The following is a 14,721-nucleotide window of genomic DNA, read 5'->3' as shown; positions in this document are numbered from 1 at the left end:
TTCCGTGCAGGAGGTGGCGGTGGGCAGCCGGCGCTGCGGCCGCGCAGACGTGGCCGCTAAAGGCGTACGACGACCAGGGCGACGTCGTCGCCTCCGCCGCTGCTGACACCGAGGCGGGCGAGCAGCATGTCGGCCAGGCGTTCGGGGGCAAGACGGGTGTGGCGGGTGAGGGTGTCGGTGAGCCGGCGCAGGCCGACGTCGATGTCCTCTCCCCGGCGTTCGACAAGCCCGTCGGTGTAGAGCACGAGGGTGTCTCCCGGGGTGTAGGGCAGCTCGGCCTGGGGGCGGGGCACATGGCGGGGGCGGGCGCCCAGCGGGGGGTCGGTGGCCTGGTCGAGCAGGTCGAAGGAGCCGCCGGGGTGCACCAGAACGGGCGGGAGATGGCCCGCGCTGCTGTAGCGGATGCGGTGGCCCCGGTTGTCGATGACGGCCTTGACCACGGTGGTGGCCAGCGCCCCTTCCACCGAGCGGGCATACAGGCCCAGCACCTCCAGCGCTCTGGCCGGCTCGTGCAGGGCGCGGACCGCCGCGGACAGGGCGCTGCGGAGCATGCCCATCGCCGCGGCGGCCTCCAGGCCGTGTCCGACGACGTCACCGACGGCCACGGCGAAGCCGCCGGGCAGATCGACCACGTCGTACCAGTCGCCGCACACGTTCAGGGACCCGGCGGCGGGCATGTAGCGCACCGCGATGTCCTGGTGGGCCGCCAGGTCGGGCGATTGCAGCATGGCCTCCTGCAGGGTGACGGCGATCTGGCGTTCCCGGGCGTGCGCCTTGCGCAGTTCCTCGTTCAGCTGCTGCAGTTCGCGCGCCCGCGCATACAGCTCGGCCTCCATCGCCTCCCGCTCGCCCAGCACGCCGGCCACTTGCTCGCGCGAAAGGCGGGACATGACGAACTCGGTCACGTCCTCCACTCGGTGGATGATCCACTCCACCTGCCCGTCCGGCCCGAGCACCGGGGTGTTGATCGGCGACCACCAGCGCTCCTCGAACGCACCCGGACGGCCGGTGACGGGGATGTCGTACTTCTGCACCGCCATGGTGTCCGGTTCCTTCGAACGCAGCACCCAGTGCAGGGAGGCGTTCAGATTCCGCACCCCATCGGCGCCCGGGTCCGCGGGATTGTCGGGGAAGGCGTCGAAGAGATACCGCCCGACCAATTCCGTCCGGGGGCGGCCGGTCGCCAGGAGGTACGCCCGGTTGACGTCCACGATCACCAGGTCGCGGCCCAGCACCAGATACGGGCTGGGCGTGGCGGCGAACAGCGCCCGGTAGTCGATCCGCTCCCTCACCACACGCTCTCCCTACCGCCCCGACGTCGCGGTCCTCACCCCGCCCATGAACCCACTCGATCACGACACGGGGCCGTCCGCGCTGCGGGAACCCCCGGCCCGAGTCCGTCGCCGGCTGGACCGCGCCGCTGGGCGGGCGTTCCATCGGAGGGTGGCTCCTTTGCGTATCGACGTGCATGCCCACCTGTGGACCGCGGGGTATCTCGACCGCCTCGAGCGCCTGGGGCAGACCGATACGGGTAGGCCAGCGCGGGATCGGCGCCGACGCGACCGCGGCCGACCTGGAGCGTCGTTTCACACTGATGGACCGGGCGGCCATCGACCTCCAGCTGCTCTGCGTGGCCCCGCAGTCCCCGCACCTGGCCGGGGAGTCCGACGCCGTGGCGCTGGCCGGCGCGGCGAACGAGTCGTACGCGGAGCCGGCGGCCCGCTTCCCCGAACGCTTCCGGATCTTCGCCGCGCTGCCTCTCCCCCCATGTCGACGCGGCCCTGCGGGAGCTCACCCGCGCCTTCGACGGCCTCGGGGCGGTCGGTGCCGGCGTGACCACGACCGTGCTCGGCCGCACCCGCGCCGATCCCCTCTTCCACCCCCTCTACGAGGAACTCGACCGGCGCGGCGCCGTCTTGTACATCCACCCGGCCGGCGAGGGCGCCGCCAGCCCGCTGATCACCGGGCACGACATGACCTGGATGGTCGGGGCGCCGGTCGAGGACACGGTGTGCATCTGATCCTCGCCGGTCTCCCCGTCCGCTATCCGCGGATGCGTGTCCTGGCCTCGCACCTGGGAGGGGCACTGCCGCTGCTGCGGCGCCGGCGTCCTTCGGGGCGGACCGCCTCGTCCTCGGCACGGACTTCCCCTACGAGGACGGGGGGGGTCTTCCTGCGGGCCGTGGACCACATCGCCGACTCGGGGCTCACCCCGGAGGAAGCCACGATGATCCTCGACACCAACGCGGCGGACCTGCTCGGCCTGTCCGCGCCCTGACCCCGCGGGCGCCACCGCTCCCACCGTGCCGCGGGCCGGGCCCCCAAGGGCGGGCAGGGGTCAGCCGGAAGGGCGGGCAGGGGTCAGCCGGCGCCGCCGGTGCCGCCGCGGCCGCCCGTGCCGCCGCTCTCACAGCCGAGCCCGAGGCAGATCCCGCCGGTGCCGCCCTTGCCGCCGCGGCCGCCGTCGCCGGTGCCCACCGCGGCTCCGCCCGTGCCGCCGGTGCCGCCGTTGGCGCTGCCGCCGCAGATCCCGGCGCAGATCCCGCCCTCGCCGCCGATACCGCCCTCGCGGCCCGGCGCGCCGGTCGTGCCGGTGCCGCCGTTGGCGCTGCCGGTGCACAGCCCGGCGCAGATCCCGCCCTGGCCGCCGTTGCTCCCGTTGACGGTCCCGTTGCAGTTGCCCGCGCACACCCGGTCGCCGATCCGCACGCTGTCGTCACCCACCTTGACGGTGCCGAACTGGCCGCCGGCGAACCGGCCGCCGGCGAACTGGCCGCCGCCCGGCTGGGCGCCGTCGGCGGGAAGCTGCCGGGAGGCGGCCACCACGGCCGTATGGCTCTGCGGCACCGGCGCAGCCATCGCGGCCGGCGCCAGCGCGCCGGCCGCCACACCAGCGGTCAGGGCGGTCGAGACCGTGAGACCGAGACGGACCTTCCAAGAACGCATACGCATGGCATTTCCTCTTTCCAAAGAATTATTTTCCGTACCGCGGTTTCCGCTGTATCGAATAAACCCGGCCAGGGCCTCGCCGTCACGGCCCGGGAACTCGGGGCTTGACAGGAACGCCCCGGCCCGCACCGGGCCGGGGCGTCGGAGGAAGTTCCTCAGGAGCCGAAGAGGGAATTCAAACCCATCAGCGCGGCCCAGTCCCCGTCGCGGAACTGCTTGTCCCAGGTGTCGAACTCCTTCTCGGAGATCTTGTACTTCTTGGCGACATCGGCCTTCTTCGCCTGCCCGGACTCCACGGTCAGCACGATCCGTATCTTGTCCACGCCCGTGAGCTCCGACTTGGGCTTGTCGGGCAGGTCGCCGAACTTGAAGCAGCCGAGCCCGCCGGGCTTGCCGGGCTCTCCCGGCTGGCCGGGCGCACCGCCCTTGCCGCCTTCCCCGCCCTGCCCGCCTTCCCCGCCCTGGCCGCAGTGGGACGGGTCGGCCGGGGCCATCTGGCTGGTGCCGGTGGTGACACCCGGCGCCGCCTGGGCGGCGCACGCGGTGCCGGTGGCGAGGGCCACCGAGGCCACCGCCAGGACGAGCGGACGCTGCCAGCGAGTTCTGGACATGGGGGTTCTCCGTTTTCCTTGAGCAAGGTTGGGGTTCTGCGGGCGCCGCGCCGGCCGTCCGGCTCCGCGCACTGGTCAATGGGGGTGCGGGGGTGAGGGGTTGGGGGGTTGGGGGGCGGAGGCCGCGCGGGCCTCCGCCCCACCGGGGCGGGACGGTCAGAAGATGCTGCCGCCGCCGGCGCCACCGCCGCCGCCCAGGCCGCCGAAGAGAACGCCGAGGCCGCCCGCGCCGCCCTTGCCGCCGCTGCCGCCCTGGAAGACACCGAAGCCGCCGTTGCCGCCCTTGCCTCCGTTGCCGCCCTGGAGGATGCCGCCGCCGCCGGTGCCGCCGCCGCCGGCGCTGCCGCCGAACAGGCCGGTGCCGCCGTCACCGCCCCTGCCTCCGTTGCCGCCGACGACACCGTCGCCACCGCCGCCACCGCCGCCGCCACCGCCGCCGGACAGGACGCCGTCGCCGCCGGCGCCGCCCCTGCCTCCGTCACCGCCGACGCCCAGGACGCTGCCGCCGCCGGAGCCGCCGGAGCCCCCGCCGCCGCCGACGAAGCCGCCGCCTCCGGCACCTCCGTCACCGCCGGCGCCGCCGCCGTGGACGAAGCTCACGACATGCGCGGCGGGCATCGGGGCGGCCATCGCGGCGGACGCCGGAAGGACGATGCCCCCGGTGATCACCGCGGCCGAGGCGGCGAGTGTCGCGAGGCGGAAGCCCCGGCGCTTGGAACGGACGTCGCTGTTGGTGTGAAAAATACGGGTCATGGGTTTTCTCCTACCGATACAGGGGGCTCTTCTGTCTGCCCCGAAAATTCGGGACTCCGCGGTTTCGGTGAAAGAGAGAACCCTCTGCGAGGATTTCCGTCCTACCGTCCTGCCTCATTTATTTTCCGGATTTCCTTTCCGGTGAGGCCCGCACTTCAAGTAGGCCCCACGGGCACCGCACGGTCACGTTCCGAGGAGTCGTGACTTGACCCGGCGGGACGAGTCGGGTAAAGCGCGCAAAAGGACGCCGCACGGTGGTCCTGGGACACCGTGCGGCGTATGTGCGCCAGCGCTGCTAGGACGCGGGGCCGGGCGGCTGCTGTTGCTGCTGCTGTCCTGTGCCGGCGGGCGCGGGTCCGGAATTCTGGGGTGCCGTGTTCTGAGGTGCCGTGTTCTGAGGTGCCGTGTTCTGGGGTGCCGTGTTCTGGGGCGCGGAAGACGCGGGCGCGGAGGACAGAGGCGCCGAGGACAGGGGCGGAGGCCCGGAGGACGGGGGCGCGGACGTCTGGGGCGCGGACGTCTTTGGCTCGGGCTGTGAGGAGGGCGGCGCGGAGGACGGGGCCTGCGTCTTCGAGGACTCCCCGGACGACGGGGAGGACGGCTTGCCCGACTCCGGCGAGGACTTGTCCTTCGACGGTGACGACTCCTTGCCGGACGTCGACGGCTTCGACGACTCGGAGGGCTTGGAGGGCTTGCCCGACTCCGACTTCGACGGCTTACCCGACTCGGAGGGCTTGGACGGCTTGCCCGACTCGGAGGGCTTGGACGGCTTGCCCGACTCCGACTTCGACGGCTTACCCGACTCGGAGGACTTCGACGGCTTGCCCGACTCCGACTTCGACGGCTTACCCGACTCCGAGGGCTTGGACGGCTTGCCCGACTCCGACTTCGACGGCTTACCCGACTCAGACGGCTTGGACGGCTTACCCGACTCCGACTTCGACGGCTTGCCCGACTCGGAGGGCTTGCCCGGTCCCGGCGAGGTCTTGCCGTTCGAGGGTGTCTGTTCCCTGCCCGGTGTGGACGGCTTAGGTGGAGGCGGGGGCGGGGGTGGTGTCGTCTTCTTGTCGTGCTCGCCGCGGTGGTCGCCCTGGTTCCGGGTGAACCAGTCGTCCTTCTTCGGGCCCGCCACGACGAACTTCTTCACCGGGCGGGGCGCCGGCGCGACGACGACCACGTGCGCGGGCCGGTATCCGGACCAGGACTGGCCCACCGGCCTGGGGGCGCTCTGTTGCGCGGCCGGCGGTGTCAGCGGGTTCCCGCAGGCGCAGCGCACCCTCGGTACCCCGCGGTCGTCGACCAGGACGGCGGTGCCCGCCTGCAGCACGGCCTGATAGCTGGTGGCGGAGCCGTTGCGGTAGCCGTGGTTGGTGACCCGGGTGTCCGCCCGGAGCTGTACGGGGGTGAGGGTGCGCAGATAGCCGGGGACGGCGGAGGGCTGGATGCCCAGCACCGAGGCGAAGGCCGCGTTCTTCGACGGGCTCGCCTTGAGGGCGGTGATCTGCTTCTCCACGTCGCAGCTGGCGACGTTGCGTGTCCCGCCGTAGAGGCCGGGGGCGTCGCCGTTCACACTCTGTGCCGCGTTGTCCGTGCCCGTGGCCGTGGAGGGCAGCGAGGGTGTCGCCGGCGCGGCGCCCTCCTTCGCGGTCGACTCCGTGAACGGGTCCGTGCCCGTGCTCCCGGCGGACTGCAGGAAGACCTCGCCCCGCTGCTGGTTCGAGGTGCCGTCGGAACGGGTGAACACGAGGATCAGGGCCACCGCCGCCACGATGGCGGTGGCGACCACGGCCACCCGGGGCGCGGACTTCCACCACGGGTGGTGCGGGCCCTCGTCGCCGCCCGGGCCTTCGCCGCCGGGCGGTCCGCCCGGCGGTCCGCCCGGCGGACCCTGCCGCCCGCCGCGTTGGCGGGTCACGGCGTCCGGGGGTGTGGGCCGGCCCGGCTGGGAAGACCCCGCCAGCGGCCCCGATGGAGGACCTTTGGGGCGTTCGGACGACGGTTCGGACGACGACGGTTCGATGCTCACGAGCTCCACTCCCGGCATCGGGGCCTGCGGCACACAGGCCAGCGGCACAGCGTCAGGAAACCCGCAACACAACCTCCTGCCGTCCGCCCCGTGCCCTCCCCCTCGCCCTCCGCCGTCGGTTCCTCTTCACACCATTGTGTGCGGCCGTCCCGCACACCTCGCAAGCCGACGGCCCCGCACCCCGGCAGGAGCGGACAGGGCCGGGCCGGGGCGGGCTGCGTACGGCCGGACGGGCGTACGGCGTGCACCGACCGGGTGTACGGCGTGCGGGTTATCCGGGGGTACGGCCGAAGACCGGCCGGGCCCACTGCGGCGGATCCGGCGCCGGATCGGGCACCGGATCGGGCACCGGATCGGGTGCCTGCGCGGCTTCGGCGACCGCGGGGACCACCTGGGTCGGCGCGTGCATGTCCTTGCCGACAGCGGCAGCGGCAGCGGCGCCCGCGCCGCTCGCGGCGGCCCGCAGTGCCGCCACGAACTCCAGGCAGGAGTCGTAACGGTCCTCGGGGACCTTCGCCAGGGCCTTGGCCAGCACGCCGTCCAGCGCCGGCGGGAGGCCCGGCCGTTGTTCGCTCAGGGGCGGCGGCTGGTCGTACTGGTGCGCCCACAGCAGCGCCATGTCGTCGTCCCGCTGGAAGGGCGGGCGGCCCGCGAGGGTTTCGTAGACGACGCAGGCGAAGCCGTACAGGTCGCACCGGCCGTCCACCGGGCGGCCCGAGATCTGCTCCGGGGCCACGTAGTCGAGCGTGCCGACGAACTCGCCGACGGTCGTGAACCCGGTCAGCGACAGCGACTTCTTCGTCAGCCCGAAATCCGTGAGGTAGACGTACTCGGGATGATCACTGTCCGTGCCCCGGGCCACCAGGATGTTGCCGGGCTTGACGTCCCGGTGCACCAGGTCGTGTTCATGGGCCGCGTCCAGCGCCGACGCCACCTGCCCGGCGATCCGCAGCGCGGTCGTCACCGGCAGCGGACCGTCCCGGTCGAGCAGGGCCTGCAGATCCAGCCCCGAGACGTACCGCATGGCGATGTACAGGACACCGTCCGTCTCACCGGCCTCGAAGACCGGCACGATGTGCGGGTGGTCGATCGCGGCGGCCACCAGCGACTCGTGCGTGAAGCGGCGCCGGAAGGTGTCGTTGCGGGCCAGTTCCGGGGCGAGCAGTTTCAGCGCGACCGTACGGTCCAGACGCAGGTCCTTGGCGCAGTACACGACGGCCATGCCCCCGCGGCCGATCTCGCGCTCCACCCGGTAGCCCGCGATCTGCGCCCCGATCAGGCCCGAGGCCCGGCCGGAGTACAGCTCCATTCCCCCCGACGCCGCGCCCATCACACACCGCCGCCGGAACCGACTCCCGGAACGGGTCCCGGCGCAGCCGCCGTGTGGACGGGCCGCTCACCCATGCCCGAATTCTATCCAGCGCTTTCTCCGGGCGCTTGATCACGGCCGGTCCGCAGGCGGGCGTCCCGGAGGTGTCCTTCGGGTTCGAGTTCGCAGGCCGGGCGGGGTCAGGGCGTGGGGCACAGGGTCAGGTGGCGGCGGGCGGACGGCCGGGGCCGGGGCCCCGCGGGCGGGACCGGGGCAGAGGCGAGGGCCGGGACGGGGGCGGGGGCAGGGGTGGGCGGGCGGGTGCGGGCGGGGCGGGGGCGTTGCGCACCGGCGGTCTCCTCGCGGACGACTTCCCGCAGGGCGCGGCCGAAGCGGGCGATGTCCTGGGGGGTGGTGTCGGGGCCGAGGGAGGCGCGCAGGGCGGTGGTGGCGCCGGAGCGGGGCAGGTGGAGCGGGGTTTCCTGCGCGACCGTCTTCCACAGGACGACACCGCGGGCCGCCAGCCGGCGGCGGACGAGCGCGGCGGGCAGGTCGCGGTGGCGGAAGGCGAGGATGGCGGACTGGACCCGGCCGGGGGCGATCAGTTCGGTGCCGGGGCACTCCTCGACGGCGGCGCGCAGGGCGGGCAGGAGCCCCTGCCCGGCCAGGCCGGCGGACCCGTCGGTGGTGGCCGTGGCGGTGGTGGCCGTGTGGTGGGCCAGGGCGGCGTTCAGGCCCGCGACGGCCGCGTTCGGCGGCGGGGGGCGGTGGGCGGCGGCGTCCTCGAACGCGGCACGCAGCCGGGGCGCCAGGAAGGCGAACCCGACGGCGTACGGGCCGCGCAGGAACCGCCAGCCGTCCCCCGTGAGCAGCTGGCAGCCGATGCGCCCGGCATCCACGGGGAGCTGGCCGGCGGAGTAGGAGGCGTCGACGGCGTACACGCACCGGTACGGGGCGAGGAGCTGCCCGATCTCCTCGACCGGGTTGACGATTCCGCAGCCGGAGGGGACGTGGACGACCGAGACGAGGGCGACGTCGTCGTCGATGTGCCGGGCCATCCACTCCAGGTCCAGGTCCCCGTCCTCGCGCAGCGGGACGACCTCCACCGTGCAGCGGGTGCGGTCGCGCAGGGCGTAGAGGGCGGTCAGGCGGGCGGCGCTCTCGTAGGGGGTGGTCCAGACGCGCTCGCCGCGGCCGGGGGCGAGGCGGGAGACCAGCGCGTCGAAGGCGCCGGCGGCGTCCGTGACGACGGCGGTGTCGGCGGCCGGGACGCCGAGCAGAGCGCCGAGGCGCTCGTGGACCTCGGCGCGCAGGACGTCCTCGAGGTCCTCCTCGAGCTCGTGCGGGCCGTAGCGGTCCTCGCGGCTCGCGCAGTCGGCGACGAGTGCGCGGACGGCGGCGGGCATGGTGCCCCAGCCCGCCGTGTCCAGGTGGACCGTCCGGCCCTCCTGGTCCGCGGGCTCCGTGCGGTCCGTGCCGTACGCGTGGTCCCTGTGGTCCGTGGATGACGGCGTCGCGTTCATTTCCGGGGCCTCCCCCCGCTGTCGCCAAACATTGCCAACTTGCTTGGCAATACATTGCCTAGCGTGAGGCCGTGATGGCAACGGGGGCTCCGGCGGTGCTCTAGCGGAGGGGCCGCGAGAGTGCTGTTCACCCCCCTCGGATTCGGCTCCGTGCGGCCCTCGGAGCGGGGTGTTTGACAAACTTTGCCAGGCATCTGCGCAGGTGGTACGGCGTCTCTCGCCGGTCTCCAGCCCATCTCCAGCGAATACCGAGCAGATCCCGAGGAGGCGTTGCCAAGCTTCTTGGCAAGAAGTTACCAACGCAGATTCGCTTCATTGCCACAGAGGAGCTGTCATGAAGAACCTCGTCGCCCGCCTCGCCGTCACCGCCGCCACCGCCGCCGTCGCCTCCGCCGTGCTCACCGCCGGCGGCATCAGCACCGCCGCGGACGGCATCGGCTGGCCCAAGGCGGCGAGCACCACGACCGCCTCCTCCTCCATCGGGTGGCCCAAGGTCACCGTCGTCTCGGCCACCGGCGACATCGGCTGGCCCAAGACCACCGCCACCGTCTCCGCCACCGATGACATCGGCTGGCCCAAGACCACCACCACCGTCTCCGCCACCGACGACATCGGCTGGCCCAAGGTCACCACTGCCGCAGCCACGGACGGCATCGGCTGGCCGAAGGCCACCGTCGTCTCGGCGAACGGCGACATCGGCTGGCCCAAGACCACCGCCACCGTCTCCGCCACCGATGACATCGGCTGGCCGGTCGCGGGCGGCAGCGCGGCCGTCTGAGGATGCCGCCCGCCCTCGCGCGGCCGTCCCCTCCCGCGCGTCCGCGGAACCCTTCCCCCGCCGCTCCCCGCTCCCCGTACGACGTCCACCGGACCACCACCCACCGGACCACCCGCCGAACCCGTGAGGCCCCCGCCGGCAGCAGCACCGTGGCGGGGGCCTCGGTCATGTCGTGGGGCGGGCCTGCGGCCTGAGCGGGCGTCCACGGCAACTCGAGCGGGACGCGGCACGGTGCTGCCCGGAGCGCCGCTTCGCCTCTCCCGTGTCCCGGAAGGAAGTCGCCCAATGGCCCACGCACCGTGGAACGCGAAATTCGAGGACGTCCTGCGCCAGGGCCTGCCGGGGCTCGGCAAGGACAAGGAGCCCGCCGCCGATGTCCCGATGGAGGCCTACGGGCTGGACTCCATGGCGCTCATCGGCATCGTCGGCGCGCTGGAGTCCGCGTTCCGCGTCAGCCTCGCCGGCCAGGTCGTCGTCCCGGTGCACGCCCTGACCGCCGGCCAGCTGTGGGGCATCCTCTCCGCCGCGCTGGCCCCGGCATGGGACGAGAGCCGGCCCGCCGCGGCCGGCCGCCGCACCCGCGACCCGGGCCCCTGGGCCGTGGCCTGAGCGCCGGCGGCGGGCCGGCCCCCGGTACTCCAACCGCATCCGGGGGTTGTGGCCTCGGCGTCTGCCGTGGAAGCGGCCGGCCCGGGCCCCGGCCGCACCGCCGGAAGCATGACCGGTGCAGATGGTGCTGGTTTCAGGCGGAGAGCCAGTCGGCGTAGCGGGTGGGGGCGAGGTGGGCGTCCTTGTCGGTGAGGACGTCGCCCTTGACGGCGGCGAACATGCCGGCGGTGGGGTCGGTGACGACGGTGCGGTTGTCGCCCTTGTGGGACAGGGTGATCCGGCCCAGTTCGTCCAGGGAGAAGATCTCGGGGCCGGCGGTGTTGCGGATGCCGTTCAGCGGGGTGCCCGCGGCGACCTCCGCCACCGCGTCGGCCACGTCCTTGGCGGCGATCGGCTGGATCGGCGTGGCGGGCAGCCGGACGGTGTCGCTGTCGGCGGTCCAGGACATGACGGCGTCGATGAACTCCATGAACTGTGTCGCGCGGACGATCGAGTAGGGGATCGGCCCGGCCGCGAGGATGTTCTCCTGGAGCGCCTTGGCCTGGTAGTAGTCCAGCTCCGGCACCTGGTCCGTGCCGACGATCGAGAGGATGACGAAGTGGCCGGCGCCGCCCTTGCGGGCCGCGGCCAGCAGGTTGTCCATCGAGGTCCGGAAGAAGGCCGGGGAGGCTTCGTCGAAGGTCGGGGAGTTCGTCAGGTTGACGACGACGTCGGCTCCCGCCACCGCCTCGTCCAGTCCCTGGCCGCTGATGACGTCGACTCCGGTGGACTGCGAGTGCGGTACCGCCTCGTGCCCGGCGGCGTTCAGATTCTTGACGACCTGCGCCCCGATCAGCCCGGTACCGCCGATGACCGCGATCTTCATGACATGCCTTTCATCGAGAGCATGTCTGGAATATGGCATATAAACCGCTACGTGAACCCGGCGAGAAGCGGCGCTTCGACCGGCCGGGGGCGGGCGGTGTCAGCAACCACCGACGAACGTGACCGTCTCGTCGAGCGGCGCCCGGCCCGTACGGGTGCAACCCACCGTGACGTCCTCGAACCCGATCGGCATGCCGCAGAAGAGGATGAGCTCGTCCGGGGGTGAACAGGACCTCCGCGACGGTCTTGCGGTACTTCGCCCACGCCATCCGCGTGCAGCTGTGCAGCCCTCCGGCGCGCCGCGGCCCTGTCGCCTCACGCCGGGGTGCCGTACCAGCCGGAGAAGCCCCGGGCGGCGCCACCGCGGCTCCAGTGGTTCGAGACGGCCCCTCAGGTTCCCGTTGCCAGGATCTTGGCAAGGTTTTGCCAAGCCTTCCTCTGTAGCCGCTGTCGAAGGAGCGAGCCGCGATGTCACTCTCCGGTCCCAAGCCGCCCGACCGCATGGTCCTCTCCGCGCTGACGGCGTTGCCCGCTCTGCCGAGGGGCGCAGGCGGCAACGGCGAGGCCGAGCACGCCGCGCCGCCCGCGTCCGGCGCCGAACCGCCCGGCACTCCCCTGCAGGAGATCGTCCGCGACCTGTTCGCCGAGGCGGTCGGCGTGCCGCGGCGTACCGTCCACGCCGACTCCGACTTCTTCCGCATCGGCGGGCATCCCGCGGCCGCGGCCCGGCTGCTGGCCCGGGCCCGCCGGGTGCTGGGCGCCGGCCTGGACGACCGCGCCCTGCGCGAGGCGCCCACCCCGGCCCGTTTCGCCGCGGCAGCCGGCGAGCGGCCGGCCGCCGCCACCGGGCCCGCCGGGGCGCTCGACGGGGCACTCGACGGGGAGGGCAGCGCGGTCCTGCCGCTGCGGCTGCGCGGGGCGCTGAACGCAGGGGCGCTGCAGGAGGCGCTGGGAGACGTGGGGCGCCGTCACGGGGCGCTGCGCAACAGCCGGCTGGGCTCGGCCGGCACCCGGCTGCGCGCCCTGGCCGCCGGGGACCACCTGCTGGAGCTCACCCTCCCGGCCGACCTGGTCGACCTGTGGTCGCACACCCCGCTGGCCGCCGAACTCGCCCTGGCCTACCGGGCACGGGCCGCGGGCCGGGCGCCGCGCTGGGAGGGCCCGGTGCCCGAGGCGGCGCCCCGGGCGAGGGCCGGCGACCTGGCGCCCACCGTGCCGCCGGGCAGCCGGCCCGCCCCGGCCGACGCCCGCGTCGGCCGCCTCGCCCTCGACTGGGACGCCGGCCTGCACCAGCGGCTGGCCCATCTGGCCGCCACGCAGGGCGCCACCCTGTTCATGGTGGTGCACACCGCGCTCGCGGCCCTGCTCACCCGGCTCGGCGCGGGCCCCGCCATCACCGTGGCCGCGCCGGTGCCGGCCCGTGACAGCGCCGCCCTGCGCCGGGCCGTGGGCCCCTACGGGCGGGTGCTGGCCCTGTCCGTGGACACCTCCGGCGACCCGGCCTTCACCGCGCTGCTGCGCCGGGTGCGCGCCGCGGACCTCGCCGCCTACCGCGCCGGCGCCGCGGCGCTGGCCCGGCCCGGCGGCATCGCGCTGAGCGTCCTGGCGGACAGCGGCGAGGCGTACGAGGCGGCCGGGCTCACCGTGCGGGCGGCCCCGCCCCTGCTCCCGCTGCGGGCCGCGGCCCTCGGCCTGATCCTGACCGAACGGCACACGCCGGCCGGCGCGCCCGCGGGCATCGCCGTCACCGCCGCCTACCAGTACGACGCCGTCGGCGAGACGGCCGCCGCCCGTCTGACCGGGCAGCTGACCGCCCTGCTGGAGGCCGCCCTTGACGCCCCCGCCGCCGCGCTGAGCCGGCTGGGCGGCGGGGCGCGGCCGCCGCTCGCCCCGGCCGGGACCCGGGAACACACCACCCTCTCCCCCGCCCGCCAGACCGCACCCGCGGTGCCGGTGCCGGTGGCCGGGTGAGCCCGAACGGCTCTCCGGCCTGCGATTCCGGGGCGGGGCCGAGCCCGGTCCTCCGGGGGCGGGCTCGGTCCGGCGCGAAGAACAGCCGGCCGGCTGCCCCTACGATCACGTCAGCACGCTGCCCGCCATAATCGGAAACCTGCGGAACTGGTCCGGTTTCCATGGTTTCCACAATGGCTCTCCGCCTTTTGTGCTGCCAAAGCGCGCCTTTCGGACACGCAGGGAGCCGGCTCGCAGGGCGGCGCACACCCCGACGACCACTCGTTCCGGCACGTCACCAGGCGCAGTGTTCGAAGACCGTATGCGTCTCGTGCCGCCCCTCAGCGCGCCGGGAGCTGGTCATAGGTCCTGAAGGTGTAGGTCGCGTCGTAAGTCATCAGGTTCCCGCTCGGCGCCGGGAGCCCGAGCTGCCGGTTGAGCGGTCCGGCCATCGGCCCGCAGTCTTCAGCGGCAGGAGCGGCGAAGGTGTCGTCGTACGCCGAGAACCTGATCAGCGGCGGGTTCGTGGAGATCCACTGCGAAGGGCCCGATCGCTTCAGCCGGAAGTCGACCGGTGCACCGGCGCCGATGGTGCAGCCCTGCGGCAACCGCGGGCTCATCAGCCTGAATCGCAGGCTGAACTGCCCGGTGTAGAAGTCGGACCGGCCGCCGTACTCCGGCTGAATCGCCAGCCTCGGCCGCCGCGCGCGCTCACCTTGCGCCGTACCGGACACCCCGCCCGCGACGGCGGTCGGCGCGCTGTGCATCGCACCCCACACCTGCCCGTTGGCGCCGTCCGGGAGCGGACCCTCGGCGTGCGTCATGGTGATCGGGGCGAGAGCCACGGTGACCTTGCCCACCGTCAACCGCGGTGCGGCCGTGTGCACTTCGCATCTCCAGCGGGCCGGGTCGACCCCGGCGGGGAGGGCCGGACAGTCGCCGAAATCAGCCGCGGGCTGCGCGACGGCAGCTCTGTCGGCGGGGGCGGGCGGCTCGGCGTACGCGAAGCTCGGCGTGTACGCCCCCGCAAGCCCCGTCAGGGCAACGACACCCGCGAAGGAGACCGCGGCGCGGCGGGCGAGAGGGAAGCGGGGCTGATCGGCAGTGGTGTTCGGCATGGTCATCAGCCTGCTGTCCACCGCCCGCCGACCACCATCGGTGACACCCCTACCCCCACCCTGAGCCGACCCTGACACCTTGTCAGGGTGCGGCCCCGGGCGGAGAGCGGCACGTTCGGTTCTCCGGTGCGCGGGCCAACGCCGCTGGGCCACCGGCTCGCAGGAGTGTCCGTCCCCCGGCCGCCGTACCCGTCAGGGCGTGTCCGTGACCTTCCCTCAGCACGACGGCAG

13 protein-coding genes and 2 pseudogenes are annotated in these 14,721 nt (G+C 73.8%); 5 read left to right on the top strand and 10 right to left on the bottom strand.

Features of this window, described 5'->3' with window-relative positions:
* Positions 1-56 precede the first annotated feature (56 nt).
* A complete protein-coding gene (locus tag ACIQTP_RS32685) occupies positions 57-1,292 on the bottom strand; it encodes a PP2C family protein-serine/threonine phosphatase (RefSeq protein ID WP_403406793.1) in 1,236 nt (411 codons plus the stop codon).
* A gap of 540 nt (positions 1,293-1,832) precedes the next feature.
* Here ACIQTP_RS32685 and ACIQTP_RS32680 point away from each other — a divergent pair.
* Together ACIQTP_RS32680 and ACIQTP_RS32675 are read left to right on the top strand one after the other, a co-directional pair.
* Entirely contained in the window at positions 1,833-2,021 is a 189-nt protein-coding gene (locus tag ACIQTP_RS32680; RefSeq protein ID WP_403406790.1) for a hypothetical protein, read from the top strand.
* Entirely contained in the window at positions 2,012-2,278 is a 267-nt protein-coding gene (locus ACIQTP_RS32675) for a hypothetical protein (RefSeq protein ID WP_403406787.1), read from the top strand. Before ACIQTP_RS32680 ends, ACIQTP_RS32675 begins: the two co-directional genes overlap by 10 nt.
* A gap of 83 nt (positions 2,279-2,361) precedes the next feature.
* On the opposite strand, the gene ACIQTP_RS32670 is transcribed toward ACIQTP_RS32675, so the two are convergent.
* The 6 genes and pseudogenes from ACIQTP_RS32670 to ACIQTP_RS32645 all read right to left on the bottom strand — a co-directional run bounded on the left by ACIQTP_RS32670 (position 2,362) and on the right by ACIQTP_RS32645 (position 9,171).
* Positions 2,362-2,952, bottom strand: coding sequence for a hypothetical protein (locus tag ACIQTP_RS32670; protein WP_403406784.1), 591 nt, complete (start codon positions 2,950-2,952; stop codon positions 2,362-2,364).
* 152 nt (positions 2,953-3,104) lie between these two features.
* Positions 3,105-3,560 carry a DUF1153 domain-containing protein gene (locus ACIQTP_RS32665; protein ID WP_403406781.1) on the bottom strand — a complete coding sequence of 152 codons (456 nt, stop codon included), beginning with the start codon at positions 3,558-3,560 and terminating at the stop codon, positions 3,105-3,107.
* Positions 3,561-3,716: 156 nt separating this feature from the next.
* Entirely contained in the window at positions 3,717-4,313 is a 597-nt protein-coding gene (locus ACIQTP_RS32660) for a hypothetical protein (RefSeq protein ID WP_403406778.1), read from the bottom strand.
* A gap of 685 nt (positions 4,314-4,998) precedes the next feature.
* Positions 4,999-6,339, bottom strand: a pseudogene (locus tag ACIQTP_RS32655) (DUF6777 domain-containing protein); the annotation flags it as partial.
* A gap of 271 nt (positions 6,340-6,610) precedes the next feature.
* Positions 6,611-7,648: a serine/threonine-protein kinase gene (locus ACIQTP_RS32650; protein WP_403406775.1), complete on the bottom strand. Its 1,038-nt coding sequence runs from the start codon at positions 7,646-7,648 to the stop codon at positions 6,611-6,613.
* Positions 7,649-7,848: 200 nt separating this feature from the next.
* Positions 7,849-9,171 carry an aminotransferase class V-fold PLP-dependent enzyme gene (locus ACIQTP_RS32645; RefSeq protein ID WP_403406772.1) on the bottom strand — a complete coding sequence of 441 codons (1,323 nt, stop codon included), beginning with the start codon at positions 9,169-9,171 and terminating at the stop codon, positions 7,849-7,851.
* 334 nt (positions 9,172-9,505) lie between these two features.
* On the opposite strand from ACIQTP_RS32645, the gene ACIQTP_RS32640 reads away from it, so the two are divergent.
* Both ACIQTP_RS32640 and ACIQTP_RS32635 read left to right on the top strand, forming a co-directional pair.
* On the top strand, positions 9,506-9,949 hold the full coding sequence (locus ACIQTP_RS32640; RefSeq protein WP_403406770.1) for a hypothetical protein: 444 nt from the start codon (positions 9,506-9,508) through the stop codon (positions 9,947-9,949).
* A gap of 285 nt (positions 9,950-10,234) precedes the next feature.
* The gene (locus tag ACIQTP_RS32635; RefSeq protein ID WP_402050160.1) at positions 10,235-10,558 is read left to right on the top strand and encodes an acyl carrier protein; all 324 of its coding nucleotides are present in this window, start codon (positions 10,235-10,237) and stop codon (positions 10,556-10,558) included.
* Between the two features lie 133 nt (positions 10,559-10,691).
* Here ACIQTP_RS32635 and ACIQTP_RS32630 read toward each other — a convergent pair whose 3' ends face one another.
* Together ACIQTP_RS32630 and ACIQTP_RS32625 are read right to left on the bottom strand one after the other, a co-directional pair.
* Positions 10,692-11,423: an SDR family oxidoreductase gene (locus ACIQTP_RS32630; RefSeq protein WP_402050163.1), complete on the bottom strand. Its 732-nt coding sequence runs from the start codon at positions 11,421-11,423 to the stop codon at positions 10,692-10,694.
* A gap of 99 nt (positions 11,424-11,522) precedes the next feature.
* Positions 11,523-11,721: pseudogene (locus ACIQTP_RS32625) on the bottom strand (nitroreductase); the annotation flags it as partial.
* A gap of 169 nt (positions 11,722-11,890) precedes the next feature.
* Here ACIQTP_RS32625 and ACIQTP_RS32620 point away from each other — a divergent pair.
* Positions 11,891-13,393, top strand: coding sequence for a condensation domain-containing protein (locus ACIQTP_RS32620; protein WP_403406766.1), 1,503 nt, complete (start codon positions 11,891-11,893; stop codon positions 13,391-13,393).
* A gap of 320 nt (positions 13,394-13,713) precedes the next feature.
* Here the strand turns inward: ACIQTP_RS32620 and ACIQTP_RS32615 are convergent, their stop codons facing one another.
* Positions 13,714-14,490, bottom strand: coding sequence for a hypothetical protein (locus tag ACIQTP_RS32615; RefSeq protein WP_403406763.1), 777 nt, complete (start codon positions 14,488-14,490; stop codon positions 13,714-13,716).
* Positions 14,491-14,721 lie beyond the last annotated feature (231 nt).

The sequence above is a fragment of the Streptomyces sp. NPDC090798 genome (genome assembly GCF_044768965.1).
Classification (GTDB): Bacteria; Actinomycetota; Actinomycetes; order Streptomycetales; family Streptomycetaceae; genus Streptomyces.
This window is presented reverse-complemented; position numbering and strand designations above follow the sequence as displayed.

Bases quoted from the DNA above. Each gene is read 5' to 3' on its own strand.
- ACIQTP_RS32670 (WP_403406784.1), bottom strand. From the start codon at position 2,952: ATGCGTATGCGTTCTTGGAAGGTCCGTCTCGGTCTCACGGTCTCGACC.
- ACIQTP_RS32665 (WP_403406781.1), bottom strand. From the start codon at position 3,560: ATGTCCAGAACTCGCTGGCAGCGTCCGCTCGTCCTGGCGGTGGCCTCG.
- ACIQTP_RS32660 (WP_403406778.1), bottom strand. From the start codon at position 4,313: ATGACCCGTATTTTTCACACCAACAGCGACGTCCGTTCCAAGCGCCGG.
- ACIQTP_RS32650 (WP_403406775.1), bottom strand. From the start codon at position 7,648: ATGGAGCTGTACTCCGGCCGGGCCTCGGGCCTGATCGGGGCGCAGATC.
- ACIQTP_RS32645 (WP_403406772.1), bottom strand. From the start codon at position 9,171: ATGAACGCGACGCCGTCATCCACGGACCACAGGGACCACGCGTACGGC.
- ACIQTP_RS32640 (WP_403406770.1), top strand. From the start codon at position 9,506: ATGAAGAACCTCGTCGCCCGCCTCGCCGTCACCGCCGCCACCGCCGCC.
- ACIQTP_RS32635 (WP_402050160.1), top strand. From the start codon at position 10,235: ATGGCCCACGCACCGTGGAACGCGAAATTCGAGGACGTCCTGCGCCAG.
- ACIQTP_RS32630 (WP_402050163.1), bottom strand. From the start codon at position 11,423: ATGAAGATCGCGGTCATCGGCGGTACCGGGCTGATCGGGGCGCAGGTC.
- ACIQTP_RS32620 (WP_403406766.1), top strand. From the start codon at position 11,891: ATGTCACTCTCCGGTCCCAAGCCGCCCGACCGCATGGTCCTCTCCGCG.
- ACIQTP_RS32615 (WP_403406763.1), bottom strand. From the start codon at position 14,490: ATGCCGAACACCACTGCCGATCAGCCCCGCTTCCCTCTCGCCCGCCGC.